Genomic DNA, 25,619 nt, shown 5'->3' on the forward strand with positions numbered 1-25,619 from the left:
GAGAACGGTTTTCTTATGACAGAGAAGTCATTTCCCAGCCCCTATGACCAGGCCCCGGCCCAGGGCGCCGAGGGCTGGAAAGACCTGTACGCCTACAACCTGGTGTTCCAAGAGAACCGCCGCGAGGTCGAAGAGGCCAAGTTCTGGTTCTGCGACAGCCAGCACTGGCCCACCGTGACCAAGCCGTTCGAGACCATCGGTTTCGAGTTCGCCGTGTCGTGCCTCGGCCAGTACAACACCCGGCACCTGCTCATTCCGCCGGCGAACGGCATTGAGTTTCGCATTCACAACGGCTACGTCTTCATGTCGCCGGTGGGCGTGCCCGAGGCGGAGATCGCCCCCCGCGTGCCCGAGTTCATGGCGCGGGCCGGCCACTACTTTCAGAACTGGGAGACCCTGCTCGAGCAGTGGCAGGGCAAGATTCGCGGCACCATCGACGAGCTCGGCGCACTGAACTTCGACGCCCTTCCCGACAAGGTCGACATCGATGACGTCACGAGCGGCAAGGGCACCGGCCCGAACAACGACCTGCTCGCCGAGTACGACGCGCTGATCGCGCTCACCTACCGCGCCTGGCAGTACCACTTCGAGTTTCTCAATCTCGGCTACGTGGCCTACCTCGACTTCTTCAGTTTCTGCAAGGAGGTCTTCCCAGGCATTCCCGACCAGGCCGTCGCCAAGATGGTGCAGGGCGTCGATATGGAACTGTTCCGACCCGATGACGAGCTCAAGAAGCTCGCCAAGCTGGCCATCGAACTGGGCCTGACCGGCCTGTTCGGCAACACCGCGAACCCGGAACAGACCCTCGCTGGCATCGAGGCCGCCACCGGCGGTGCCGCCTGGATCGCCGCCTTCGACGAGGCCAAGGACCCGTGGTTCAACTTCACCGTCGGCAACGGTTTCTACGCCCACGACAAGTACTGGATGGACCACCTCGAACTTCCGCTCGGCTACATCAGCGACTACATCGGGCGGTTGGAGGCTGGCCAGACCATCGACCGCCCGGTCGCCGAGCTGGTCGCCGAACGCGACCGCATCACCGAGGAGTACTCGGAGCTGCTCACCGCCGAACAGCTCGCCGCGTTCGAGGGCAAGCTCGGCCTGGCCCGCCAGGTCTACCCCTACGTCGAGAACCACAACTTCTACATCGAGCACTGGACCATGGGCGTGTTCTGGCGCAAGGCCCGCCAGCTCTCAGCGATGCTGCAGGAGCAGGGCTTCTGGCCAACGGCCGACGGGATGTTCTTCCTCCGCCGCGACGAGGTGCGCGAGGCCCTGTTCGACTACGTCACCGGCTGGGCGGTCGGCGCACCCGCGATCGGCCCGTCGTACTGGCCCGAGGAGGTCGAGCGTCGCCGCGTCATAGTGGATGCCCTGCAGCAGCAGCGCCCGCAGCCAGCCCTCAACACCCCGCCGGCCGTCATTACGGAACCGTTCACCCTCATGCTCTGGGGCATCACGAGCGACCAGATCAAGAACTGGCTCGGCGATTCCGACGCGCCAGAGGGAGAGTTCCGCGGTATGGCGGCCTCGAGTGGTGTGGCCGAAGGGCCGGCCCGCGTCATCCGCAGCTCGGACCAGCTCTCCGAGGTGCAGGAGGGCGACATTCTCGTCGCCCCCGTGACAGCACCGTCGTGGGGTCCGATCTTCGGCAAGATTCGTGCCACGGTCACCGACATCGGCGGCATGATGAGCCACGCGGCCATCGTCTGCCGGGAATACGGCATGCCGGCCGTCACCGGAACCGGCACAGCCTCGTCGCAGATCGTGACCGGGCAGTGGCTGCGTGTCGACGGCAACAACGGCACCGTCACGATCGTTGAGGATCACGCCGTTGAGGGGCACAGTCATGACCTCAGCCTCGCTGCCGACGCCGTTGTCCAACTGGAACAGGCGCTCGATGGACCCGTACTCGAAGGCAGCCATGCCTGATCCGCGCACGGACCAGCCCGCCACTCGCGTTCCTAGTGCGGGCGCGAGAACGGTGCTGATCACCGGCGCCGCCGGCGGGCTGGGCCGTGCCTTTGCCCTGGGCTTCGTAGCCCAGGGCGACCGGGTGGTCGTCGCTGACACCAACTTGGAGGGCGCGCAGCAGACCGTGGCGCTCCTTGAAGCGGCCGGCGGCACCGCCCTCGCCCTTCAGGCCAACGTGACGCAGCTGGGCTCCGTCACCCAGCTCGCAGCGGATGCCTCAGCCTTCGCGAGCGACGGCAAGATCGACGTCATCATCAACAACGCGGCGATCTACGCCACCATCACCCGGTCGCCCTTCGAGGAGATCGACGTGGACGAGTGGGATCGCGTGATGGCCGTGAACCTCAAGGGCCCGTGGCTGGTCACCCGCGCCTGTTCCCCCTACCTGGCCGACGGAGCCGCGGTGATCAACCTGTCGAGCGCGACCGTGCTCAGCGGATCCGCCCAGTGGGCGCACTACGTGGCGTCGAAGGGCGGCGTGATTGCCCTCACCCGGGTGCTCGCCAAGGAGCTCGGCGACCGCAATATCACCGTGAACGCGATCGCTCCCGGCTTCACCCTCACCGAGGCCAGCTACGGCCTGATCGAGGGAGCCGCCGAGTACGGCGTCGACCGCGGTTCGATCAAACGGGCCAGTGAGCTCGCCGACATCGTTGGGGCCGCCCTGTTTTTGGCCGGCCCCGGCTCCCGCTACATCACCGGCCAGACCCTCGTGGTCGACGGTGGCCGACAGTTTCTGTAAGGAGATAAGAATGCCTTCCGTAACCTACATATCCGCCGCCGGCAGTGAAACGGCCGTCGCGGGATTCGCCGGCGACTCCGTCATGGAGACCGCCGTGCGCAACGGTGTTCCCGGCATCGTCGCCGAGTGCGGCGGCAGCCTCTCCTGCGCCACCTGCCACGTCTTCGTCTGCGCCGACAGCGTCTTCCCTCCAATGGAAGAGCTCGAAGACGACATGCTCGACGGCACCGCCGTCGACCGCGAGGCTAACTCCCGGCTCTCCTGCCAGCTCAAGCTGAGCGACGTCGATATTCGCGTGACCACCCCCGAAACGCAGGTGTAGCGATGACCGGCACCGGAACATCCGCTCACGCATCACAAGCGCGAGGCACTCTTATTATTGGCGCCTGCCAGGCCGGCGTGCAGCTCGCCTCGAGCCTGCGCGAGCTCGGCGACACCGAGCCCATCGTGCTCGTCGGCGAAGAACCGCACGCGCCGTACCAGCGGCCGCCGCTGTCGAAAGCGTTCCTCAAGGGCGAGGCCACGGCCGATTCGCTCACCTTTCGCACCCACGAGTTCTACTCCGAGCACAACATTGAACTTGTCACGCGGGAACGCATCGTGTCGATCGAGCGTGATGCGACGGGCGGGGTAGCCACGGCCGAATCCGGTCGCCGTTTCGAATTCGCCCGGCTCGCGCTCACCACGGGCGCCGTTCCGCGCCAGATTCCGTTCGAGGGCAGCGAACTCGAAGGCGTCAGCTACCTGCGCACCGCAACGGATGCCGCCCTCCTCGAACAGAGACTGGCCAGCGCCTCCGACGTGGTCGTGGTCGGCGGCGGGTTCATCGGCCTCGAGGTAGCGGCCGGAGCCCGCGCCGCAGGCAAGACCGTGACCGTGCTGGAGGCTGCGCCCCGACTCGTCGGTCGGGCCGTCTCCGAGGCCACGAGCGCGTTCTACCTTGCGGCGCACCGGCGCCGCGGCACCCGGGTGGTGTTGAACGCCCAGGTCAGTCGCTTTGTCGGGTCGCACGACCGGGCCACCGGGGTCGAACTGGCCAGCGGAGACGTGATCAAAGCCGACGTCGTGCTCATCGGCGTCGGGGTCATCCCGCGCACCGAACTGGCCGAGCAGCTCGGGCTCGTCATCGACAACGGCGTCGTCGTCGACGCGAGCGCGCTCTGCTCCGACGGCCTCACCGTCGCCGCGGGGGACTGCGCGAACCTTCCGAACCCCTCGCTGACCCCCGGCGGCATCCCGCGGCTGCGCCTCGAGAGCGTGCAGAACGCGGTCGAACAGGCCAAGGTCGCCGCTGCGACCCTGCTCGGCCTGCCCGCCGAATACTCCACCGTGCCGTGGTTTTGGAGCGACCAGGCCGACCTCAAATTGCAGATCGCCGGGCTCAGCGGCGGCCACGACCAGATCGTGCTGCGCGGCGACCCCGAGACCGAGAAGTTCTCGGTGCTGTACTACCGCGCCGGGCAGCTCATCGCCGCCGACTGCGTGAACCAGCCGCTCGACTTCATCGCCGTGCGCGCCATGCTGCACTCCGGGCAGCACCTGCCCATAGACCGCGCGGCCGACCTGTCGCTGCCGCTCAAGAAACTGTTCCTTCCTGCCGTGCCCGTTTTGATCGGAAAGTGACCCCATGACACTGCAGACCGAAGAACTCGTCGACACCTCGCCCATCGCGGCCGGCGTGACCTCCATCGACCTCAACGCCCTCTGGAGGGCGGTGCGGCCGGAAATGCGCTCACGCTCGAACGACATCCACATCCCCATCTCGTTCGCGTTCGCCGAACGTCTCTGCCTGGCCTACCCCGAAGCGGATGCCCTCGTAGTGCGCGTGGCCATCCTGCTGCATGACACCGGCTGGGCCCGGGTGGACGAGACCAAGATCATCTCGGAGGGGTTTGGTGCCAACTGGCGGCAGGCGGACATCCGCTACGAGCACGAGATCAAGGGCTGCGAGATCGCCCGCGAGGTGCTGCCGGCCCTCGGCTACGACCTGGACTTCGTGGCCCGCGTCACCGACATCATCGACGGGCACGACACCCGCCCGGAGAGCTATTCGATCGAGGATTCCCTGGTGCGCGACGCCGATCGACTTTGGCGCTTCACCACCACCGGAATCGCGCTCGCCTCGGGTTGGTTCGGCCAGGAGCCATCCGCTTACTGCCGGCGCCTGCGCACCGATATCATCCCCGAGCTGATCACCGCGGCCGCTCATGAGATGGCGCTCGCCGAACTCGAACGTGCCGAAGCCCTGCTGCAAACGGATGTCCTTGCCAGCGGCGTCGACGCGCCCGCCCTCGACGGGAGCGGCGCGTGACCAGCCTGGTTGACGCTCAGCCAGTGACCGCCACCCTGCCCTACCGGCACACCGACGACCTGTTCATTGACGGCGACTGGACGCCGGCCACCGGCACCGGTCGAACCCTGGTGACCAACCCGGCAACGGAAGAGGTCTGGGGGTCGGTGCCGCAGGCATCCGTCGCCGATCTTGACCGGGCGGTCGCGGCTGCGCGTCATGCCTTCAGCGGATGGCGTGCCCTGACTCCCACAGACCGCGCCGGCTTTCTGCTGCGGCTGGCCGACGAGGTCGAGAAGCGCGCCGAGGCGATCTCGCACACCAACACCTGGGAGAACGGGTCGCCGGTCGCGGAATCCAGCCGGGCCGCCGGCAACGCCGCCTCGATCTTTCGCTACTTCGCCTCGCTCGCCGGCCTGCTCGAAACGCCGGACGTTCGGCCGTTTCCCGACGGGTCGGGCGAGACCGTGGTGCGGCAGGACCCGATCGGCGTCTGTGCGCTGATCGCGCCGTGGAACTTTCCGATCAACCTCGTTGTCGCCAAGCTCGCCCCGGCCCTGATGGCCGGCTGCACCGTCGTGATCAAGCCGGCCTCGCCGACCCCGCTCTCGGTGCGGCTCATTGTCGATGCAGCTGTGGCCGCGGGCATTCCGCCCGGGGTGATCAACCTCGTCACCGGGCCCGGCTCGTTCGGCGACGCGCTGGTGAAGCACCCCGGCATCGACAAGGTGGCCTTCACCGGGTCGACCCCGGTCGGGCGCACGATTGCCGGGGCCTGCGGCACACTGCTGCGACCGGTCACGCTCGAACTGGGCGGAAAGTCGTCCGCGCTCGTGCTGCCCGACGTCGACCTCGACGCGCTGTCGAAAGTTTTGATCCGCACCTGCATGCGCAACACCGGGCAGACCTGCTACATCTCGACCCGCATTCTCGCGCCGGCCGAGCGCTATGACGAGCTCGTCGACATGGTCACCGCCACCATCGCGGCCGCCAAACAGGGCGATCCGATGCAGCCCGACACTGTTTTCGGACCGGCCGCTACGCGCGCCCAGGAGCAGACCGTGCGCGAATACCTGCGCAGCGGCGTGGCCGAAGGCGCCCGCGCCACGACCGGCGGCGACGTACCATCCGGCTTTGATCAGGGATTCTTCGTGAAGCCCACGGTGTTCGCCGACGTGAAGCCCGACATGCGCATCGCCAGGGAGGAGATCTTCGGCCCGGTGCTGTCGATCCTGCGCTACTCCTCGATCGACGAGGGGGTGGCGCTCGCCAACAACACGTCGTTCGGGCTGGGCGGCACGATTTTCTCCGCGGACCCCGACCGGGCGTTCGCGCTCGCCTCGCGCCTCGACACCGGTTCGGTGGGGCTCGGCTTCTTCGCCTCAAATCATGCGGCGCCGTTCGCCGGGCGCCACGATTCTGGCCTCGGCGCCGAGTTCGGGCCGGAGGGTCTGAAGGCCTATCTCGTGCCGCAATCGGTGCACCGCCGCATCCGCTGACCTCTACACCGGGAAACCTGAACAGTCCCACATTCAGCGAGTCGCACGGCGCCGGCTCGCGCATGTGCCACCCTTAGAAATAAATAAAGTTTCGGTCGCGCGCCAAATGCAGTTGTAGCCAAGCCAATGGAGGCCTGATGAACGAGCGCAATCCCTATTCGGTCATGAGGCGCAAACCCATTACCGACATCGGCAATGAGGCCGCCAAGAACGGTCTCTTCAAGAGCCTCGGACTCTGGCAGCTCACCGCGATCGGCGTCGGCGGCATCATTGGAATCGGCATTTTCACCCTCGCTGGACTCGTTGCGAACGGCGGCCCGGACGGCGAAGGCGCAGGTCCGGCCGTGCTTATCTCGTTCTTGATCGCCGGACTCGCGAGCGCCGCCGCCGCCCTCAGCTACGCGGAGTTCGCCGGAATGATTCCTCGCGCCGGCTCTGCGTACACCTACGGCTATGTCGCCCTCGGTGAGATCGTCGGCTGGTTCATCGGCTGGGATCTGCTGCTCGAGTACATCGCGATCGTCGCCGTCGTCGCGATCGGCATCTCGGGGTACTTCACCGAGTTCATGAGTGGCATCGGCATCGACGTTCCGACCTGGATGCAGGGCACCCCCGATACCCTGGACGGCGGCCTGATCAACCTGCCCGCCATCGTGGTGTGCGTGCTCGTGACCTTTATCCTCAGCCGTGGAACGCAGACCTTCGGCCGCTTTGAGCTCGTCGCCGTAGGGCTCAAGGTGCTGTTGATCCTCGCCATCATCGCGCTGGGGTTCTTCTACATCAACACCCAGAATTACGTTCCATTCTTGCCGAACGGGTTCGGCGCGGTCTTCACCGGCGCAGCCACTGTCTTCTTCGCCGTCTTCGGCTATGACGCCATGAGTACCGCCGCCGAAGAGGCCAAAGATGGCAAGAAGCACATGCCGAAGGCAATTTTGCTCTCGCTCGCCATCGCCATGGTGCTCTACGTGCTCGCCACTCTCGTGCTCACTGGCATGCAGAATTGGCAGGATATTGACCCGACCGCCGCCTTTGCCGTCGCGTTCCAGTCCGTTGGGCTTCCAGTCGTCGCGACCGTGCTCTCGGCCTTCGCTGTCATCTCGATCCTCACCGTCATGCTGACCTTCCTGCTCGGCGTCAGTCGGGTCTGGTTCTCGATGAGCCGCGATGGCTTGCTGCCGAAATGGTTCTCCGGCACCGATAAAAGGGGAACCCCCGCCCGCGTGACTTGGATCGCCGGCCTGGCCGCGGCCGTACTGGCCGGGGTCTTCCCGATCCGTTTGATTGCCGACCTCACCAACATCGGGATTCTTGCCGCCTTCGTTGTGGTCTGCGTCGCCGTGATCGTGCTGCGACGCACCCGACCCGATGTTCCGCGCACCTTCAGGCTGCCTTTCATGCCCTGGGTACCCGTGTTCGGGGTGCTCTCCTCTGCCTTCCTCATCACGCAGCTGCACTGGGAGACCTGGCTGCGCTTCGGCATCTGGCTTGTCATCGGTCTGGTCATCTACTTCTCTTATGGTCGCCGCAACTCGGTCATGAACCCGAAGAGCCCGCGCTACATTGAGCATCCGGTCGATCCGCACTAGCCACGCACCGGCACCGGCACCGGCACCGGCACCGGCACCGGCAACGGATACGGATGCGGCACCGCATCTGCTCAGCTGATCAGCGCGCGCCGACGACCATCCAGGCCATACTGCGGGCTCGCAGTGACAGTGTCACGGCGCGGGCACCGAGGTAGCCGAGCGCGAACGCCGCCATGAGCAGCGCGAGCCCGGCCTCGCCCGCCGGCGCCCAGGCGAGTACCGCGCCGGCGAGTGGCACGAACACGGCGAGGTTGACCAGCCCGGTCAGTGCCAGATAGCGGGCATCACCGGCTCCGATCAGCACGCCGTCGAGCACGAATACGACCGCGCCGAGGGGAGCAGACGCCCCCAGCACGATCAGGGTCAGTGGCAGCAGGGAGGTCACGGCTGAGGCATTGGTGAATGCATGCCCGAGCACGCCGCTCGTGCCGATGACGACGACAGCGAGCACGAGGCCGGCGAGTACGCCCCACTCCAGGCAGCGGCGGAGCACCGCGCGAACCTGAGCCACATCCCCGGCGCCGAGGCCGCGCCCGACGAGGGCCTGGGCGGCGATCGCGAGGGCGTCGAGGGCGAAGGCGAGCGTCGCGAACAGGGTCATTGCGATCTGAAAGGCGGCGAGTTCGGGGGAGCCGAGCTGGGCGGCAACGAACACGGCGAGCAGCATGGCGGCGCGCAGGCTCAGGGTGCGCAGGAACAGCCAGCCGCCGCTTCGGACGCCGATCAACATGCCTTTTCGGTGCGGACGTAGCGGCGCGCTGTGGCGCCGGGCATGCCTGGCGACCACGACGAGGTATACGGCGACCATGCCCCATTGCGCCACGACGGTGCCCACGGCAGAGCCGGCGATGCCCCAGCCGAACAGGTAGATGAACACGTAATTGAGCGCGATATTCGCGCCGAAACCGATCCCGGCCACGTAGAGCGGGGTGCGGGTGTCTTGCAGGCCGCGCAGCAGTCCGGTGGCCGCGAACACCAGCAGCATGGCGGGCAAGCCGAACATGGAGATGCCGAGGTAGGTGGCGGCATCCGCTGTCACGGTCGTTTCGGCGCCGAACGCGCCGACCAGCGCCGGGGTGGCGAGCAGGCCGAAGGCCGCGAGCACGACGCCGAGGCCGAGGGCGAGCCAGAGCCCGTCGATGCCGACCGAGACGGCCCGGCGCGTGTCGCCGGCACCGAGCCATCGGGCCACCGCCGGGGTGGTGCTGTAGGCCAGAAAGACCATGAGGCCGATGATGGTCTGCAGCACCGCGCTGGCCAGGCCGAGTCCGGCCAGCGGGGTGGTGCCGAGGTGCCCGACCATGGCCGAATCGGCCAGCAGAAACAGCGGTTCGGCCACGAGGGCGCCGAGCGCGGGCACGGCGAGGCGCAGAATGTCCCGGTCAATGGGCTGGGCCCGCAGAATGTTGATGGTTCGACTCTACGGCGGCCCCGCGCGCCCCCGCGGCCGCGCCCGATATCGGTGCTCGCTATCCCCGTTACCGTATCGGGCGCGGTCATCCGCTGGCCGCTTCCAAGAATGCCAATAATGCACAACGGATGCCGACGGCTCACCGTGCGAAGGCGGCTCCAGTCAGGCCAAGCATCGTGCGGAATTGTTAAGAATGCCGAATCTTTCACTAATGATGAACGCGAATTCGGCCTATCGCTGGCCCCATCCGGATAGGTTCTTGGCAGAAGCTTCTGCCGACCGTGGACGCTTCGGGCACGCTTTGCTGCGCCGGGAACACCAATCCCGGCCCAAGGTGCCCTTTCCATCCGCAAGGGTGATTGCCGCCTCACAGACGAGTGTGCGAACATCCGCTTCGAAAGGCTCCACCGTGCCTGATAACCAAACACACCAGGAGGCACCGAGCATCGGCGTCGTCCGCGAGAGCGGGGCGGATGAGCGGCGCGTCGCCCTCGTGCCGCGCGCCGTGGCCTCCCTCATTGCGAAGGGACTTGACGTTGTCGTCGAGTCCGGCGCGGGGGCGGAGGCCCTCATGGGTGACAACCTCTACCTCGCAGCCGGCGCCACCATCGGTGACGCCTGGAGCGCGGACATCGTGCTCAAGGTCGCTCCGCCCACCGACACCGAGATCGCTCGGCTGAAGGCGGGCTCGACGCTGATCGGGTTCCTCGCACCGCGAAACACCGAGAACAAGATCGCCGCCCTGCAGAACGCGGGCATCGTCGGTTACGCGGTCGAGGCGATCCCGCGCATCTCCCGGGCTCAGGTCATGGACGCCTTGTCGTCGCAGGCGAACGTCGCCGGCTACAAGTCCGTCATCCTGGCGGCATCCCTCTCGACCAGGTTCTTCCCGATGCTCACCACCGCGGCGGGCACGGTCAAGCCGGCCAGCGTGCTCGTGCTCGGTGTCGGCGTTGCGGGGCTGCAGGCGCTCGCGACCGCCAAAAGACTCGGCGGCCGTGCCACCGGCTATGACGTGCGTCCGGAGGTCGCCGACCAGGTGCGTTCGGTCGGAGCCCAGTGGCTCGACGTTGGCATTGATGCGGCCGGTGACGGCGGCTATGCCCGCGAACTTACCGCCGAGGAGCGCGCCCAGCAGCAGACCGCCCTCGAGACTGCGATTTCCACCTTCGATGTCGTGATCACCACCGCGCTTGTTCCGGGGCGTCCGGCGCCGCGGCTCGTGACCGCCGCGGCCGTGCACGGTATGAAACCGGGCAGTGTCGTCATCGACATGGCCGGCGAGACCGGCGGCAACTGCGAGCTCACAGTTCCCGGCGAGACCGTGGTCATCAATGGTGTCACGATTGCGTCCCCGCTCAACCTGCCCTCGACAATGCCCGAGCATGCGAGCGAGCTGTACTCGAAGAACCTCACCGCGCTGCTCGAGTTGCTCGTGCGTGACGGCCGACTCGACCCCGACTATTCCGACGACGTGGTGGCGCTCTCCTGCGTCACGCGCGTTTCAGTCTCGAACAGGATCTGACCATGGACTACACCGGCTTTTTGGCGAATATCGCCATTCTCGTACTCTCGGGCTTCATCGGCTTCGCCGTGATCTCCAAGGTGCCCAACACCCTGCACACCCCGCTCATGTCGGGCACCAATGCCATCCACGGCATCGTCGTGCTCGGCGCCCTGGTCGTTCTCGGCACCGCGCACAACCCCAGCATTCCGCTGCAGATCATCTCCTTCGTGGCGATCGTGTTCGGAACCGTCAACGTCATCGGCGGCTTCGTCGTGACCGACCGAATGCTCGCCATGTTCAAAACCCGCCCCACCAGCGGCGCGACCGACGGGAAGAACTGACCATGGATATCCTCGTCTACGCCCTCTATATCGTCGCCTTCGCCATGTTCATTCTCGGGCTGTCGGGGCTGACCGCGCCCCGGTCTGCCGTGCGCGGCAACAAGATCGCCGCGGCCGGCATGGGCGTCGCATTCATCGCGACCCTGATCCACATCCGCGAAACCAGCAGCTGGCTGGTGATCATCGCCGCCCTCGTGGTGGGAGTGATCGTCGGCATCCCGCCCGCCCGCAAGGTGAAGATGACGGCGGTGCCGCAGCTCGTCGCCCTGTTCAACGGCGTCGGCGGCGGAACGGTCGCCCTCATCGCTTGGGGCGAGTTCATCGAAAGCGACGGCTTCACCGGCCTGCGCGTCGCGTCCGGCCCGGTGCTTCCGCTCGTCATCGCCTCCCTGTTCGCGGCCATCATCGGTTCCTTGTCGTTCTGGGGCTCGATCGTGGCGTTCATGAAACTGCAGCAGATTTTGCCCGGGCATCCGCTCTCGGTCGGCCGCCTGCAGCAGCCGCTCAACGCGATCCTGTTCCTCGGCTCCGTGCTCGCGGCCGTCATCGTCGGGATCGGCTCGGCCAGTACCGGCGCAGATCCGATCTGGTTCGGCGTAATCCTGATCCTGGCCGGCATCCTCGGGGTCATGACCGTGCTCCCGATCGGCGGCGCCGACATGCCGGTCGTCATCTCCCTGCTCAACGCGCTCACCGGTCTCTCGGCGGCAGCGGCCGGGCTCGCGCTGAACAACATCGCGATGATCGTCGCCGGTATGATCGTCGGGGCGTCGGGCACGATCCTCACCAACCTCATGGCCAAGGCCATGAACCGGTCGATCCTTTCCATCGTGGCCGGCGGCTTCGGCGGCGGTTCCACGGGCGTTGCGGCCACCAGCACCGGTGACCAGCACGCGAAGTCCACTTCAGCAGCGGATGCCGCGATCAAGCTCGCCTACGCCAACCAGGTCATCGTCGTGCCCGGCTACGGCCTGGCTGTGGCCCAGGCCCAGCACGCCGTGAAGGACATGGCCAAGGTGCTCGAAGCCCGCGGCATCGAGGTCAAGTACGCCATCCACCCGGTGGCCGGACGTATGCCGGGGCACATGAACGTGCTCCTCGCCGAGGCCGACGTCTCCTACGACGCCATGAAGGAAATGGACGACATCAACGGCGAGTTCTCACGCACGGACGTCACCATCGTCATCGGCGCCAACGATGTCACCAACCCCGCGGCCCGCAACGACCCCAACTCGCCCATCTTCGGCATGCCCGTGCTGAACGTGACCGAGTCCCGGTCGGTGATCGTGCTCAAACGCTCGATGAGCTCGGGCTTCGCCGGCATCGAAAACCCTCTGTTCTTCGCGACCAACACCACCATGCTCTTCGGCGACGCCAAGAAGTCCGTTGCCCAGGTGACCGAGGAGCTCAAGGCGCTGTAAGCGTTCTTGTTGCACGACCGCGCCCGATACCGGTGGTCGCTACGCCCGTTACCGTAGCGCCCACCCGTATCGGGTGCGCGCTACCCGGTTGCGGTAAGCCTCGCCGGGTGGCCGGTCCCTGTCGCGTGATCGGTCTAGGGACCAGAGGGTGCGTGGCCGGCTCAGACATGTTCGATTTGGGAGATTAGGTAACTTTAGAAAAAATAGATAAACCAAACTAAAGTGCCTCAACTGTCCACGTGGAAAACATTGACAACCCGTACACACCGAATGCCGGCGCCGCACCTGAGATCCTCATCGGGCGAGACGCTCACACGGAGGCCTTCGAGACGCTGCTCAAGCGACTTTCCCGCGGCAGGTCCGAGCAATCGATGATTATCACGGGGCTCCGGGGGGTTGGCAAGACGGTATTGCTCAATCGATTCGTCGAAATAGCCATCGCTTCAAAATGGGAAGTGATCGAGCTCGAGGCGAGCAAACACAACAACACTCATTTTCGTCAGGCAATGTTCTCGCAGCTAAAGTCAGCACTACTCCGGCTGGCATCGAGAGCTCGATGGACTGCTCGAGGCAAGCGCGCTGCCGAGGTGCTTAGCGCATTCGCGGTGTCAGTGGATGGCCAAGGCGCATGGTCACTCTCGTGGGATGTTCCACCAGCAGAAGGCTTTGCCGACCATGGCGATCTTGGCATGGATCTGACCGACGTACTTGTTGCGATTGGTGAAGCCGCGAAGGAGCAAGAAAAGGGATTGGTAATCCTAATTGACGAAGTGCAATTCCTGGGAAGCACTCAACTCGAAGCCCTGATTCAGGCCGTACACAAGACGGTGCAGAAGAAGCTGCCCGTCACTTTCGTCGGGGCCGGTCTTCCTCAAATCACAGAACTAGCGGGCGATGCCAAGTCGTATGCTGAACGGCTCTTCAAATTTCCGAAGATTGGATCGCTCGAAGGCGACGACGCGCGAAAGGCGCTCACCGAGCCCGCAGCCAATGAGGGCGCAATTTTTAACGAGGATGCCGTCGACCTTGCAATGGAAATTACTCGGGGGTATCCCTACTTCATCCAGGAGCTCGGGTATCAGGTCTGGACGGTGGCGAACGCGCATCGGATCACCCGTGACGATGTTGCGATTGCAGAGGAAGCCTACGATTCCAAGCTTGACGGATCCTTCTTCCGAGTCCGACTCGATCGGTCAACGCCCCTTCAGACTGCATACATGAGGGCGATGGCTGAACTGGGGCCGGGCGCACAAAAGGCGTCAGATGTTGCGCGAATCATGGGACGAGAATCGACACAGGTCGGTCCGACTCGGGCGGAGTTGATAGAAATGGGCCTCCTGTATACACCGGAACATGGCTACGCCGCGTTCACTGTCCCCGACTTTGACCAATTCATGTTGCGGGCTGTTCCGACGTTGGACGTTCCCGCCCCACAACGACGGAAAAAACCACGCCGACCCCGTAAAAAAGCAGCGGCCCTGCGCGGTAGGCCGGATTGAAGAAGCGGAACTTTCCAATGCTGATGCCGCAGAACCGCGGTTTGACTGTGTACAGCATCCGCTCGCCGTCATGATCCCGGTCGTGACCGACGACGTATAGATCCTGGATGACAACTCAAGTCGGGCAGCATTTGGCCGAGTCTAATTTGACTTGGTTTCAGCTAATTTGTCGAGCGTGGTTTCTACGTCTCGTGCAACCGTCGTCAGAAGGAGACGTCGATCCTTGTCTCTGTTTGAATTACCCGTTGTTTTGTCACTACTGGATCAACGTCGCGCAGCCTAAGGTACCCGCTGACAGCGAACAATTGGGCCGACTGTGCTCTCAGCACAGCGTTGGAATCGCAGTAGATGCAGCGCCCCGGGAGCCGGGAGAGTCGTCGTTGTGCGTCAAGGACTGAAGACGGTCAGATTCTCGAACGACGTCATCCACCTATTGCTGAGGTCTTGCTCCAAACCAGGACAGCGGCCGCTCGCATCTCGCCCGTTGGGCCACCTGTCACCCGCCCCAGATAGGCTGAACCCATGACCTCACTGGCGACTGAATCCGGAATCAACAGACACGAACTTGACCCGGAGGTGCGCCCGCAAGACGACCTCTTTCGGCACGTCAACGGCAAATGGATCGCGCGCAGCGAGATCCCCTCCGACAAGGCCCGCTGGGGCTCGTTCATGATGCTTGCCGAAGACGCCGAGAAGGCCGTGCGCGAGATCATCGTCGAGGCACAGACTGCCCCCGCCGGCACCCTCGAGCGCAAGTTCGGCGACCTCTACACGAGCTTCCTCGACGAAGAACGCATCGAAGCGCTCGGCGCCACCCCGCTGGAGAGTGACCTGAAGGCGGTCGACGCCGTCACCACCATTTCCGAACTGCTCGCGACCCTCGGCCGCCTCGAGCGGGGCGGCGTCGCCGGCGCCTTCCACCTCTACGTCGACAACGACCCGGGCAACCCCGAACGTTACCTCGTCTTCATCGCTCAGGGCGGCATCGGCCTGCCCGACGAGTCGTACTACCGCGAAGAGAAGTTCGCCGACATTCGGGCCAAGTACCTCGAGTTCCTCGAGCGGATGTTCACCCTTGCCGGCTTCGCAGACGCCGCCGACCGCGCAGCGCGCGTTTTCGCCCTGGAAACCGAACTCGCCTCGCATCACTGGGACAAGGTCGAAACCCGCGACAGCGAGAAGACCTACAACCTGCGCACCTGGGGCCAGGTCTCCGCGCTCGCTGCCGGCGCGGACGTTGACCTCTGGCTGGAGGGCCTCGACGCCCCGGCCGGCGCTCTCGAAGAGGTTGTCGTGCGGGAGCCCAGCTACATCGCAGGCCTCGCCACCACCCTCACCGAAGACCGCCTTCAGTCGTGGCAGGACTGGCTGCGCTGGCAGGTCATCCGCTCGAGTGCTGCGTATCTGTCTGGTGAATTCGTGGAGGCGAATTTCGACTTCTACGGCCGCACCCTGAGCGGCACCCCGCAGCTGCGCGACCGCTGGAAGCGCGGCGTCTCGCTCGTGGAGGGCGCCCTCGGCGAGGCCGTCGGCCGCATCTACGTGGAACGTCACTTCAAGCCCAGCGCCAAGGAGAGCATGGACGTGCTCGTGGCCAACCTCGTCGCGGCCTACGAGAACAGCATCAGCACCCTCGAGTGGATGACCGAAGAGACCCGCACCAGGGCGCTCGAGAAGCTCAGCAAGTTCACGCCGAAGATCGGTTATCCCGTGAAATGGCGCGACTATTCCAGCCTCCAGATCACCGCAGACGACCTGATCAGCAACGTCAAGGCCGCTGGCGAGTTCGAGTTTCAGCGTGAGCTCGGCAAGATCGGCAAGCCGCTCGACCGCGACGAATGGTTCATGACCCCGCAGACCATCAACGCCTATTACAACCCCGGATTCAACGAGATCGTTTTTCCGGCCGCCATTTTGCAGTTTCCCTTCTTCGACGACGCGCGCGACCCAGCCGCCAACTACGGTGCGATCGGCGCGGTCATCGGCCACGAGATCGGCCACGGCTTCGACGACCAGGGCTCCAAGTACGACGGCGACGGCCGCCTCACCGACTGGTGGACCGCCGACGACAAGGCAGCCTTCGAGCGGCGCACGACCGCGCTCATTGCCCAGTTCGACGGCCTCGAACCGAAAGCTATCCCCGGGAACACCGTCAACGGTGCGCTCACGATCGGCGAGAACATCGGCGACCTCGGCGGGCTCTCTATCGCCTGGAAGGCCTACCTTCTCTCGCTGAACGGTGAAGAATCGCCGGTTATCGATGGCCTCACCGGCGCTGAACGCTTCTTCCTCTCCTGGGCCCAGGCGTGGCAGATGAAATTACGCGACGCTGAGGCCATCCGCTTGCTGGCGATCGACCCGCACTCGCCGAACGAGTTTCGCTGCAACCAGATCGTCAGCAACATTCCCGCGTTCTACGAGGCGTTCCAGGTGGGCGAAGCGGATGACCTTTACCTCGCTCCCGAGAAGCGCGTCACCATCTGGTAGCCCGGTGGCCCCCGTCGGGGGTTAGTCTGGAGCAGGTTCTTCTGAGCCGGGGATGAGGCCAGCGCGGGGCGTTTGCCGAAGAGAGGATCGACCCAGTGGTCTATTCCAGGCGCGATGGCGACAGCGCTACCTTCAGCCGAGCGGATGCTGTCCCGGCCCGTTCTCGCCACGCCGCACTCCCCGGCGGCAAGCACCGCACGGCGGACAAGCCTGAGGATTTCACCCGCGGCTTCGCGTTTCTCGGGGAACTCGCCCTCAACGGCGTGCAGGTTTCGGCGCGGGCGACCGATCTCGCGACCGGACGCGTGCTGTTCTCGGTCGACGACCACGTGTCGATGCCGACGGCGAGCGTGGGGAAGGTGCTGCTGCTGATCGAGGTGGCCGCGCGCCTGAACGACGCCGAATTCGGTCTTGCCACAATGCTCGAACGGTTGAGTGCGGATGCCGTGGGCGATTCCGGCGTCTGGCAGCACCTGCAGATTTCACGCCTCGGCGTTGCCGACCTCGCTGCCCTGGTCGGTGCGACGAGCGACAACCTCGCCACCAACGTGCTCATTCGCGCCGTGGGGCTGCACTCGGTGCGCGCTCGCACGGAGCAACTCGGACTCAGTCGCACGGCGCTGCTCGACCTGGTGCGCGACAAGCGCGGCCCGGACGACGCCCCACAGCTGTCCGTGGGCAGCGCCAAGGAACTCACCTGGCTGCTCACCGCGCTCGCCCGCGGCGAGATCGTCGACGCCGAGACGAGCGCGCGGGTGATCGGCTGGCTATCGCTCAACACCGACCTGTCGCTCGTGGCCAGTGCATTCGGACTTGATCCGCTGGCCCACCGGGAGAGCGATCACGGCCTGCTCATGGTCAACAAGACCGGGACGGCTGCTGGGGTGCGCTGCGAGGTGGGAGTCCTGCGGGGTCCGCGTGCCGGCGTGACCTACGCGGTGTCGATGGTGTTCGACGACGCCCAGCTGATGACCCGGCTCGCGGTGCTCGCTGGTATGCGCGCCGTCGGGGCGGACCTCCTGGAGTACGTGCACTGAGTTGCGCGTGCTGAGGTGTGAGTTTCGATCCGATTTAAACGTTTCAAGCGCCTGAAACTCACACCTCGGTCATTAAAAGCTACGGGTCGGCTCGACGTGCCCGGTTCGCAGCTCTGCGAAGTCCCGCGCTGGTCACTGCTCAAGTAGACAGTCTGACTAACTAGTGAGACTATGTAGTCATGCAACCGAAACCCTGGCCGGCCGATTGGATGCGCGCGGCCCTCAGCCTGTGCGTGCTTCGCACGCTCGCGCCCGGCCCGACCTACGGGTATGCGATCGCGACCGCGCTCGAAGCGGCGGGGTTCGGCGCCATCAAGGGTGGCACGCTCTATCCGCTGCTCACCCGCTTTGAGGCGGCCGGCTGGATCGCCGCCGAATGGCGACCGGGCACCGGGGGACCCGGGCGCAAGTACTTCTCGCTCACCGATGACGGGCAGCAGGAACTTGCGGACCAGTCTGCCCACTGGCAGCTCTTCTCCACCACCGTGCACGATCACCTGCAGAAAGGGCCGGCCGAATCATGATGACCAGCAACCCGATCGATCACGACAGCAGCGATTCCGGCAGCGCCCAGCACTATGCCGCCGCGCTCGACCTCCCGACACTGCCTCCGGCCGGGGCTGCGGCCAGAGTGACCCTCGTGACCAGCGGCATAGGTGCCATCGGGCTGGTCGTGCTGGCGCAAGCGTCCTTTCCCCTTGCGGCCGGTGACGAGACTCTGGTCGTGCGGTTGTGGATGCTCATAAGCCTGGCCGGGATGGTGGTGACAATTGCATTGATACCCCGAGTCATCCCCTGGATAGTGCGCGCTCGTCGCTTTCGGTTATGGCTGGTCGCGTGTGGGCTGCCATTCGTGTGCTGGGGTCCGTTCGCGCTCATCGTGTATCAGGGACAGTTGATCTTGTTCACGCTCCCGCCGGTGCCGATCGCCATCGGAGCTGCAGTGCTTCTGCTGGCACCCCCAATCTTCAACCAGGTGCGACACACCTTCCAGGACGACCCCATCATTGAGCCTGGCGGTGACCCCGAGCCGCGCCCGACCCGGGTATCTCGCGTTCTGTACGTGGGTGCCAACTGGATCATGGTCGTCTACGGTGCCATCAGCTTCGTGCTCACCTTCGCCCTCTACCCGAGTAATTGATGTCCGATCCAACAAGAGGGGCCGAATCATGACGACCAACCCGCGTGATCTCGAAAACGGCAGCGCGGGCATCCGCTCGGCGAAGCTGGACGACGCAACCTGGTTCGACGAGTTCACGATCGAATTGCGACTGCTCGCGGTGCCGGGCATCGACATCGGCGATGCGCTGGCCAGTGCGTGGGAGTTTCTGGCCGACTCCGGAACGAGCGCCGAAGAGTGCTTCGGCAGCCCCAGGAACTACGCGGCCGAGCTCGGCCTGGCGACCATGCCGCAACGCGCGGTGAACGGGGTGGGCCTGCGGGCCGGTCTCGGTGTGCTGGGGCTCATCGGGTTCACGGTGTCGGCGCTGCCGCTCGTGCAGGGGGAGGCGGTGCGCGTCGATCTGCCCACCATCACCATGTTCGTCCTCGTGATCGTCGGCGCCGTACTGATGCCCACGTTCCTGCGGTCGCTCGCGCGGGTGCGCCCGCGGGCCTGGATGTTCGTGGTCGCCGTCCTGCTGGGCTTGGCCCTCCCCATCGGGCTGAACCTCGCGATCGACTCCGCTGTTACTCTCTTCACGGTTCCCGCGCTGGCCGTCGTGATCATTTCGGCGCTGCTCGTGCTCGTTCCGGCGATCTGGAGCCAGGCACGCCATTCCCTGCGGGAGGATCCCATCATCGACCCGGGCGTCACGCCGGCATCAGGCCCCTCGCTCGCAACCCGCCTATTTCTGGGCCTGGTCACCTGGTCGATGGTGATGGCATCGATCGTGATCTGGCTGTTCGCGCTGTTCGGCGAGCCGGTTGCGCGCTAGGTCGCAGCTCAGACGATCGCGAGCTCCGGCCCGGCGGCGCTCAGCTTGCGGGCCTGGCGTGGGTCGATTCCGTCGTCGGTGATGATGAGGTCGAACTCATTGGCGTCGGCGACGTGGCAGAACGAGTTCTGACCGATCTTGCTCGAGGTCATGGCGAGCACTCGCCGCCGACCCGACAGCATCATGGCACGCTTCACCTCGGCCTCGTCGGGAATGGTCGTCGTGAGCCCGGCCTCGGCGGTCAGGCCGTTGCCGCCGACGAACGCGACGTCCACGTTGAGCTGGCTGATGCGTGCCCGAGTCCACTCGTCGACCGCTCCCTGCGACACACTGCGCACCCGACCGGGCAGCGCGAGCACCGTGAGCAGCGGTTTACGCGAAAGCAGCCGCACAGCGGGCAGATTGTTGGTCACGACGATCAATCGCCGGTCCTCCGGAAAAACGGATGCGATCACCAGCGTGAGTGCGCCGGAATCCAGCAGCACAACGCCATCCTCCGGCAATTCCTGCAGCACACGCTGGGCGATGCGATGTTTCTGTGGCGCGTTCTCCAACCGCCGCTGCGCGAGGGCAATCTCGAACGGCGTGCTCTGCACCAGGCGGGCACCGCCGTGCTGGCGCCGGATGACGCCCTGGCGTTCGAGCACCACGAGGTCGCGGCGAATGGTCTCGGCGGTGACCTCGAGCGCGACGCTCGCAGCGGCCACGGAGATCTCGCCGGTGCCACCCTGCGCGAGCGCGACGATCGCGGCCTGTCGTTCCGCTGGGTACATGCCTGCCTCCTCGCAGTCGACGGCGCGCAGCCGTCGCCTCAGACTAGCAATCCGGCGGGCGGAAGCCGGCCGATGGCATCCGTTTTTGTGGTTTCGCAGCAAAAATAATGCAGACTCGGGCATTTTGTCGTCACAAAAACATCACAAAACCACAATTTGAGTTGCTTTTTCCACTCAATCGGGTCACAGTAACTACATACCAGTCCACAAGGACGTGTCGACGATGAAGAGGTTTGAGATGACGAAGTCTTATTCCATGAAGAAAAGGCTTGCCCTCAGCGCAATCGCCTTCTCTTCGGTGGGTGTGCTTTTGGCCGGATGCAGCGGAGCCGGAGGTGGCGCACAGCAGGCCGACGGCCCGGTGACACTGACCCTGGCTACGGTGAACAACCCGCAGATGAAGGACATGGAGGAGCTCAAGGGCGCCTTCGAAGATTCCCACCCCGACATCACGGTGAACTTCGTCGCCATGGAAGAAAACGACCTGCGTGACGCCGTCACCAAGGACGTCGCCACCCAGGGCGGCCAGTACGACATCGTCACCGTCGGCAGCTACGAAGTGCCGATCTGGGGCCAGAACGACTGGCTCGTCGACCTCGGCCCGCTCGCCGAAGCCGACACCGCCTACAACGTCAACGACCTGCTGCCGCCCGTGCGCGAAGCCCTCACCGTCGACGACAGCCTCTTTGCCGTTCCGTTCTACGGCGAGTCGTCCTTCCTGATGTACAACAAGGACATGTTCGCCGCGGCCGGCCTTGAAATGCCGACCAACCCCACCTGGGACGAGGTTGCCGGCTTCGCCCGCACCCTCAAGTCCGACGGCGTGGCCGGAATCTGCCTGCGCGGCAAGCCCGGCTGGGGCGAGCTGTTCGCCCCGCTGACCACTGTCGTGCAGACCTTCGGCGGCAGCTGGTTCGATGAGGACTGGAACGCCGAGGTCAACTCGCCCGAGTTCACCGAAGCCGTACAGTTCTACACCGACCTCGTGAAGGATGCCGGCGAAGCCGACCCCGTCTCGACCGGCTTCACCGAGTGCCTCAACCTGTTCTCGCAGGGCAACGCGGCCATGTGGTACGACGCCACGAGCGCTGCCGGCCCCATCGAGGCCGATGGTTCCGCCGTCGCCGGCAAGATCGGCTACGTGCACGCCCCGGTCAAGGAAACCGAGGAATCCGGCTGGCTCTGGGCCTGGAACCTCGCCATTCCGAAGACCAGCAACAACCAGGACGCCGCGTGGGAGTTCGTGAGCTGGGCGACCAGCACCGAGTACATCAACCTCGTCGGCAGCACTCTCGGCTGGGAGCGCGTTCCCCCCGGATCCCGCACCTCGACCTACGAGAACGCCGACTACCTCGCCGCAGCCTCGGCGTTCGCACCGATCACCAAGGACATCATGCTCGGGGTCAACCCGACGCAGCCCGGAGTGAACCCGCAGCCGTGGGTCGGCATCCAGTACGTCACCGTGCCGGAGTTCCAGGACCTCGGCAACCAGGTCTCGCAGGACATCGCCGACGTCTTCGCCGGCCGCGACACCGTTGAGAACGTTCTCAACAAGGGCCAGGAGCTGGCCCAGCAAGCCGGAGACGCCCAGAAGTAACCAGCACACAAACGCGGGCGGCGTCGACCAGGCGCCGCCCAAACCTCGTCAGTTCAACGCCGAGAACGAGAAGGAACTCAGAGATGACCGCGCCAGATTTGATCGTGGCTGAACCCGCGCACGACCCGGCCCCCGCCGCGTCACGCACGCTTCGCCGCCCCCCGAAACCGGAGCTGAGCGCCGGCCAGAAGAAGGCCCTCCGCCTGGCCCGCACCCTGGTCTGGCCGGCCATCGTCGTCGCCATTCTCGTGACGCAGATTCCCTTCCTCGTCACCATCTACTACTCGTTCCAAAACTGGAACCTGATGCGTCCCGGCTCGCGCGGCTTCGCCGGCTTCGACAACTACGTGACCGTTTTCACCGGCGGCGCGTTCATGCAGTCACTGTCGGCGACCGTGGTCATCACCGGTTCGTCGATCGTGCTCTCCGTTCTCTTCGGCCTCGGCATCGCCCTGCTGCTCAACCGCAAGTTCTTCGGCCAGGGCCTGGCCCGCACCCTCGTCATCACGCCGTTCCTCATGATGCCTGCCGCCGCAGCCCTCATCTTCAAATGGTCCATGCTCGACGCCAACGTCGGCATGGTCAACTGGGGCCTCTCGGTGCTCGGCGTCGACCCCGTGCAGTGGAACACCGACTTTCCCGCCCTCACCGTGATCATGGTGCTCACCTGGCAGTACACGCCGTTCATGATGCTCATCCTGCTCGCCGGGCTGCAGAGCCAGAGCAAGGAGACGCTGGAGGCGGCATCCGTTGATGGAGCCGGCCCAGTTCGCAGCTTTCTGCACATGACCCTCCCGCACCTGCGCCAGTACATCGAGCTGGCCGTGCTGCTCGGCGGCATCATGCTGCTGCAGGTCTTCGACCCGATCGCCATCATGACTCGCGGCACGGGCGGCACCAAGACCCTCTCCTACCTGCTTTACGAACGCGCCTTCGTGGGCCTCGAAATCGGCGAAGCGGCCGCCTATGGCGTGATCACCGTTCTGCTCACCATCATCGTGGCGAGCGTCGCCCTTCGCCTGCTCTTCAAGATCTTCTCCAGTGAAGGAGCCAAATCATGAGTACCGCCACCGCCACCAAGCCCGGCACCGTACCCCGCGCAAGCGCCCCGGCCCAGTCGCACCGCCGTGCCAAGCGGATGCGCCACCGCGCTACCAGCACGGCGCTCACCATTTTCACGTGGATCGTCACGCTCGGATTCTTCTTTCCGGTGGCCTGGATGGTCTTCACCGCCTTCAAGACCGAGTCCGCGGCGGCGACCCGAACTCCGACCATCTTCACCGCACTCTCCCTCGACCGCTTCACCGAGGTGCTCGACCGCGGGTTCGGCGTCTACCTGCTCAACTCGCTCACCGCGAGCGTCATGAGCACCGTCATCGTGCTGCTGCTGGCAATTCCGGCGGCGTACGGCCTCTCCATTCGCCCGATCATCAAGTCGACCGATGCGCTGTTCTTCTTCATTTCCACCCGGTTCATGCCGATCGCGGCCGCGATCATTCCCATCTATCTGCTGCTGCAGGGACTCGGAATGCTCGACAACATCACGGCCCTGAGCGTTCTCTACGTGGGCATGAACCTGCCGCTCGCGGTGTGGATGATGCGCTCGTTCTTCAGCGAGGTGCCGCTCGAGATCGTCGAAGCGGCCCAGATCGACGGTGCCAACTTCTTCACCGAGCTCGTGCGCGTGGTCATGCCCATCGTCGCCCCCGGCATCGCTGCGGCCGCGCTGATCTGCTTCATCTTCGCCTGGAACGAGTACTTCCTGGCCAGCCTGCTCACCTCCACCATGGCACGCACCACTCCCCCGTTCCTCGGCAGCTTCGTCGACGGGCGCGGGCAGTTTCTCGCGGTACTCTCGGCAGCATCGACTCTCGCGGTTCTTCCCGTGGTCCTGGCCGGCTGGCTGGCGCAGAAGCGCCTCGTCACGGGCCTCGCCATGGGCGCGATCAAGTAGTTGTAAGAACACCTGTCGTCGAGAACACCAGGGGAGCCCACATGAAACCGGATCCAACCAGTCGCAGCGCCGATGACCGTCGCGCGAGCATTCTGCTCGCGCTCGCCGGTGCCGGCCGGGTCGAGGTGAACGAGCTCGCCGAGTCGCTCGCCGTTGCGGAGGAGACTATTCGCCGCGACCTGCGCACCCTCGAAGACGACGGACGGCTGCGTCGAGCCCACGGCGGTGCGATCAGCGTCGCCGACCCGGTCAATGACCTCGACCGGCTGACGGTGCCGGAACCGGTCGCCCACCCGGTCGCCACCCTGGCGGCGACCCTGCTGCCGGAGCGCGGCATCCTCTTTCTCGATGCCGGGCCGATTGCCGAGGCGCTGTCGGTGTGCCTGCCGAACTCCGCCGCGCTGCAGGTGGTGACGACCTCGATTCCGGTGGCCCTCGTGGCAAGCCGCAACTCCGAACTCTCGGTCTACAACCTCGGCGGTGCCGTCGATCCGGTCGATGACTCGCAATCCGGCCAGTGGGCCCGAGAATCGCTCGAGCACATTCGCATCGACCTCGCGTTCATCAGCGTGAGCGGCCTCACCCCGAGCGGCCAGCTGCTCGCTGCCAACCCGAAAGCCGCTCGCATCAAGCGCGCCGCGATGGATGCCGCCACCACCGTCGTGCTCGTCGCCGACCATGACCAGTTCCAAGCGCACGGCCTGGTGAAGTTCGCTCAGCTCGACGAGGTCGACCACCTCGTCGTCGACGGGGAAGTGAATGACGCGATCCTCGCCCTGGCCGCCGAGGCCGGCGTGCTCGTGTTGCGTGCGAGCGCGCTCGAATCGGAGATCACACAGTGACGGCGGCCAGCCTGGCGTCGGAGATCGGCAGCTACCCGATCGACGGCCTGCTGTTCGACTGCGATGGGGTGCTCGTCAACTCCGACGAAGCCGCCGCCGTAGCCTGGAACGAATGGGCCGTCGAGTATGCTCCCGGCTTCGACTTTAACCGCGACATCATCCACGGCCGACCGGCCAGGGAGACAATCGCCGAACTCGTGCCGGCCGTCGACGTGCACCGCGCGGACCACGCGCTCATGCTGAAAGAGGTCGAAACGGCCCCGCTCGTGCGCGCCCTGCCCGGCGCCCGCGACCTGCTGCTGGCGCTGCCTAGCGCCCGGTTCACCATCGTGACGAGCGCCGTGGCCGTCGTGGCCCGCGCCCGGCTGCGGGCTGCTGGGCTGCCCTGCCCGGTGGGCCTCGTCACCTTCGACGATGTGTCGCGCGGCAAACCCGCCCCCGACCCGTATCGCCTGGGGGCGCAGCGGCTCGGCATCGACCCGCGCCGCGCCGTCGTGTTTGAAGACGCCGACGCCGGCGTGGAGTCGGCGCAGGCCGCCCAGATCGGGCTCACCGTCGGCATCGGCGTGCGCGGACTGGACACCGGGGCGACCCTCGTTTTAGCAGACCTGGGCGGCATCCGCTTTGACGGCACCCTGCTGTATCTGGGAGGCGCGGTGCAGTTGCGCGCCGACCCCGCCCGCGCTGCTCCGATTGAATCGCACACCGAATGAATGAGG

General features: G+C 65.5%; 23 protein-coding genes. 21 read left to right on the forward strand and 2 right to left on the reverse strand.

Features of this window, described 5'->3' with window-relative positions; translation table 11 throughout:
* Positions 1 to 15: 15 nt before the first annotated feature.
* From E3T29_RS07485 to E3T29_RS07515, 7 genes are all read left to right on the forward strand, one after another.
* On the forward strand, positions 16 to 1,932 hold the full coding sequence (locus E3T29_RS07485) for a PEP-utilizing enzyme (RefSeq protein WP_134344882.1): 1,917 nt from the start codon (positions 16 to 18) through the stop codon (positions 1,930 to 1,932).
* Entirely contained in the window at positions 1,925 to 2,716 is a 792-nt protein-coding gene (locus E3T29_RS07490; RefSeq protein ID WP_134344883.1) for an SDR family NAD(P)-dependent oxidoreductase, read from the forward strand. The genes E3T29_RS07485 and E3T29_RS07490 overlap by 8 nt, the downstream gene beginning before the upstream one ends.
* 10 nt (positions 2,717 to 2,726) lie before the next feature.
* Positions 2,727 to 3,038 carry a 2Fe-2S iron-sulfur cluster-binding protein gene (locus E3T29_RS07495; RefSeq protein WP_134344884.1) on the forward strand — a complete coding sequence of 104 codons (312 nt, stop codon included), beginning with the start codon at positions 2,727 to 2,729 and terminating at the stop codon, positions 3,036 to 3,038.
* Between the two features lie 2 nt (positions 3,039 to 3,040).
* The gene (locus E3T29_RS07500; protein WP_134344885.1) at positions 3,041 to 4,339 is read left to right on the forward strand and encodes an NAD(P)/FAD-dependent oxidoreductase; all 1,299 of its coding nucleotides are present in this window, start codon (positions 3,041 to 3,043) and stop codon (positions 4,337 to 4,339) included.
* A 4-nt stretch (positions 4,340 to 4,343) separates the two neighbouring features.
* Positions 4,344 to 5,027 (forward strand): HD domain-containing protein, encoded by a 684-nt coding sequence (locus E3T29_RS07505; RefSeq protein WP_092338554.1) that lies wholly within the window; start codon positions 4,344 to 4,346, stop codon positions 5,025 to 5,027.
* A complete protein-coding gene (locus E3T29_RS07510; protein ID WP_198417730.1) occupies positions 5,024 to 6,505 on the forward strand; it encodes an aldehyde dehydrogenase family protein in 1,482 nt (493 codons plus the stop codon). Before E3T29_RS07505 ends, E3T29_RS07510 begins: the two co-directional genes overlap by 4 nt.
* A 137-nt stretch (positions 6,506 to 6,642) precedes the next feature.
* Positions 6,643 to 8,094 carry an amino acid permease gene (locus E3T29_RS07515; RefSeq protein ID WP_134344886.1) on the forward strand — a complete coding sequence of 484 codons (1,452 nt, stop codon included), beginning with the start codon at positions 6,643 to 6,645 and terminating at the stop codon, positions 8,092 to 8,094.
* 79 nt (positions 8,095 to 8,173) lie between these two features.
* On the opposite strand, the gene E3T29_RS07520 is transcribed toward E3T29_RS07515, so the two are convergent.
* Positions 8,174 to 9,496, reverse strand: a complete 1,323-nt coding sequence (locus E3T29_RS07520; protein ID WP_134344887.1) for an MATE family efflux transporter — start codon at positions 9,494 to 9,496, stop codon at positions 8,174 to 8,176.
* Between the two features lie 418 nt (positions 9,497 to 9,914).
* Here E3T29_RS07520 and E3T29_RS07525 point away from each other — a divergent pair, with 418 nt between their 5' ends.
* The 9 genes from E3T29_RS07525 (at position 9,915) to E3T29_RS07565 (ending at position 19,734) form a co-directional block, all read left to right on the forward strand.
* The gene (locus E3T29_RS07525) at positions 9,915 to 11,030 is read left to right on the forward strand and encodes an NAD(P) transhydrogenase subunit alpha (RefSeq protein ID WP_134344888.1); all 1,116 of its coding nucleotides are present in this window, start codon (positions 9,915 to 9,917) and stop codon (positions 11,028 to 11,030) included.
* 2 nt (positions 11,031 to 11,032) lie between these two features.
* Positions 11,033 to 11,353 (forward strand): NAD(P) transhydrogenase subunit alpha, encoded by a 321-nt coding sequence (locus E3T29_RS07530; protein WP_092338562.1) that lies wholly within the window; start codon positions 11,033 to 11,035, stop codon positions 11,351 to 11,353.
* Positions 11,354 to 11,355: 2 nt separating this feature from the next.
* Positions 11,356 to 12,774, forward strand: coding sequence for an NAD(P)(+) transhydrogenase (Re/Si-specific) subunit beta (locus tag E3T29_RS07535; RefSeq protein ID WP_104089891.1), 1,419 nt, complete (start codon positions 11,356 to 11,358; stop codon positions 12,772 to 12,774).
* 239 nt (positions 12,775 to 13,013) lie between these two features.
* Positions 13,014 to 14,273 (forward strand): AAA family ATPase, encoded by a 1,260-nt coding sequence (locus tag E3T29_RS07540; protein ID WP_134344889.1) that lies wholly within the window; start codon positions 13,014 to 13,016, stop codon positions 14,271 to 14,273.
* A 522-nt stretch (positions 14,274 to 14,795) separates the two neighbouring features.
* Positions 14,796 to 16,760, forward strand: coding sequence for a M13 family metallopeptidase (locus E3T29_RS07545; protein ID WP_134344890.1), 1,965 nt, complete (start codon positions 14,796 to 14,798; stop codon positions 16,758 to 16,760).
* A gap of 95 nt (positions 16,761 to 16,855) precedes the next feature.
* Positions 16,856 to 17,797: a serine hydrolase gene (locus E3T29_RS07550; protein WP_134344891.1), complete on the forward strand. Its 942-nt coding sequence runs from the start codon at positions 16,856 to 16,858 to the stop codon at positions 17,795 to 17,797.
* A 179-nt stretch (positions 17,798 to 17,976) separates the two neighbouring features.
* A complete protein-coding gene (locus E3T29_RS07555; RefSeq protein ID WP_134344892.1) occupies positions 17,977 to 18,321 on the forward strand; it encodes a PadR family transcriptional regulator in 345 nt (114 codons plus the stop codon).
* Entirely contained in the window at positions 18,318 to 18,938 is a 621-nt protein-coding gene (locus tag E3T29_RS07560; protein ID WP_134344893.1) for a hypothetical protein, read from the forward strand. Before E3T29_RS07555 ends, E3T29_RS07560 begins: the two co-directional genes overlap by 4 nt.
* A 28-nt stretch (positions 18,939 to 18,966) precedes the next feature.
* Positions 18,967 to 19,734, forward strand: a complete 768-nt coding sequence (locus E3T29_RS07565; protein ID WP_134344894.1) for a hypothetical protein — start codon at positions 18,967 to 18,969, stop codon at positions 19,732 to 19,734.
* Between the two features lie 8 nt (positions 19,735 to 19,742).
* On the opposite strand, the gene E3T29_RS07570 is transcribed toward E3T29_RS07565, so the two are convergent.
* Positions 19,743 to 20,507, reverse strand: a complete 765-nt coding sequence (locus E3T29_RS07570) for a DeoR/GlpR family DNA-binding transcription regulator (protein WP_166792351.1) — start codon at positions 20,505 to 20,507, stop codon at positions 19,743 to 19,745.
* Positions 20,508 to 20,763: 256 nt separating this feature from the next.
* Between E3T29_RS07570 and E3T29_RS07575 the strand changes: the two genes are divergently transcribed.
* From E3T29_RS07575 to E3T29_RS07595, 5 genes are all read left to right on the forward strand, one after another.
* A complete protein-coding gene (locus tag E3T29_RS07575; RefSeq protein ID WP_198417731.1) occupies positions 20,764 to 22,104 on the forward strand; it encodes an ABC transporter substrate-binding protein in 1,341 nt (446 codons plus the stop codon).
* A gap of 83 nt (positions 22,105 to 22,187) precedes the next feature.
* Complete coding sequence (locus E3T29_RS07580; protein ID WP_134344897.1) at positions 22,188 to 23,165, forward strand: carbohydrate ABC transporter permease; 978 nt, start codon at positions 22,188 to 22,190, stop codon at positions 23,163 to 23,165.
* The gene (locus tag E3T29_RS07585) at positions 23,162 to 24,058 is read left to right on the forward strand and encodes a carbohydrate ABC transporter permease (RefSeq protein ID WP_134344898.1); all 897 of its coding nucleotides are present in this window, start codon (positions 23,162 to 23,164) and stop codon (positions 24,056 to 24,058) included. The genes E3T29_RS07580 and E3T29_RS07585 overlap by 4 nt, the downstream gene beginning before the upstream one ends.
* Positions 24,059 to 24,099: 41 nt before the next feature.
* Positions 24,100 to 24,900: a DeoR/GlpR family DNA-binding transcription regulator gene (locus E3T29_RS07590; protein WP_134344899.1), complete on the forward strand. Its 801-nt coding sequence runs from the start codon at positions 24,100 to 24,102 to the stop codon at positions 24,898 to 24,900.
* Entirely contained in the window at positions 24,897 to 25,613 is a 717-nt protein-coding gene (locus E3T29_RS07595; protein ID WP_166792352.1) for an HAD-IA family hydrolase, read from the forward strand. Before E3T29_RS07590 ends, E3T29_RS07595 begins: the two co-directional genes overlap by 4 nt.
* Positions 25,614 to 25,619 lie beyond the last annotated feature (6 nt).

The sequence above is a fragment of the Cryobacterium sp. TMT1-66-1 genome (genome assembly GCF_004403435.1).
Classification (GTDB): Bacteria; Actinomycetota; Actinomycetes; order Actinomycetales; family Microbacteriaceae; genus Cryobacterium; species Cryobacterium flavum.

Coding starts and splice junctions, on each gene's coding strand:
- E3T29_RS07485 (WP_134344882.1), top strand. CDS start 16: ATGACAGAGAAGTCATTTCCCAGCCCCTATGACCAGGCCCCGGCCCAG.
- E3T29_RS07505 (WP_092338554.1), top strand. CDS start 4,344: ATGACACTGCAGACCGAAGAACTCGTCGACACCTCGCCCATCGCGGCC.
- E3T29_RS07515 (WP_134344886.1), top strand. CDS start 6,643: ATGAACGAGCGCAATCCCTATTCGGTCATGAGGCGCAAACCCATTACC.
- E3T29_RS07570 (WP_166792351.1), bottom strand. CDS start 20,507: ATGTACCCAGCGGAACGACAGGCCGCGATCGTCGCGCTCGCGCAGGGT.
- E3T29_RS07585 (WP_134344898.1), top strand. CDS start 23,162: ATGAGTACCGCCACCGCCACCAAGCCCGGCACCGTACCCCGCGCAAGC.
- E3T29_RS07560 (WP_134344893.1), top strand. CDS start 18,318: ATGATGACCAGCAACCCGATCGATCACGACAGCAGCGATTCCGGCAGC.
- E3T29_RS07500 (WP_134344885.1), top strand. CDS start 3,041: ATGACCGGCACCGGAACATCCGCTCACGCATCACAAGCGCGAGGCACT.
- E3T29_RS07575 (WP_198417731.1), top strand. CDS start 20,764: ATGAAGAAAAGGCTTGCCCTCAGCGCAATCGCCTTCTCTTCGGTGGGT.
- E3T29_RS07590 (WP_134344899.1), top strand. CDS start 24,100: ATGAAACCGGATCCAACCAGTCGCAGCGCCGATGACCGTCGCGCGAGC.
- E3T29_RS07545 (WP_134344890.1), top strand. CDS start 14,796: ATGACCTCACTGGCGACTGAATCCGGAATCAACAGACACGAACTTGAC.
- E3T29_RS07495 (WP_134344884.1), top strand. CDS start 2,727: ATGCCTTCCGTAACCTACATATCCGCCGCCGGCAGTGAAACGGCCGTC.
- E3T29_RS07580 (WP_134344897.1), top strand. CDS start 22,188: ATGACCGCGCCAGATTTGATCGTGGCTGAACCCGCGCACGACCCGGCC.
- E3T29_RS07565 (WP_134344894.1), top strand. CDS start 18,967: ATGACGACCAACCCGCGTGATCTCGAAAACGGCAGCGCGGGCATCCGC.
- E3T29_RS07530 (WP_092338562.1), top strand. CDS start 11,033: ATGGACTACACCGGCTTTTTGGCGAATATCGCCATTCTCGTACTCTCG.
- E3T29_RS07555 (WP_134344892.1), top strand. CDS start 17,977: ATGCAACCGAAACCCTGGCCGGCCGATTGGATGCGCGCGGCCCTCAGC.
- E3T29_RS07490 (WP_134344883.1), top strand. CDS start 1,925: ATGCCTGATCCGCGCACGGACCAGCCCGCCACTCGCGTTCCTAGTGCG.
- E3T29_RS07535 (WP_104089891.1), top strand. CDS start 11,356: ATGGATATCCTCGTCTACGCCCTCTATATCGTCGCCTTCGCCATGTTC.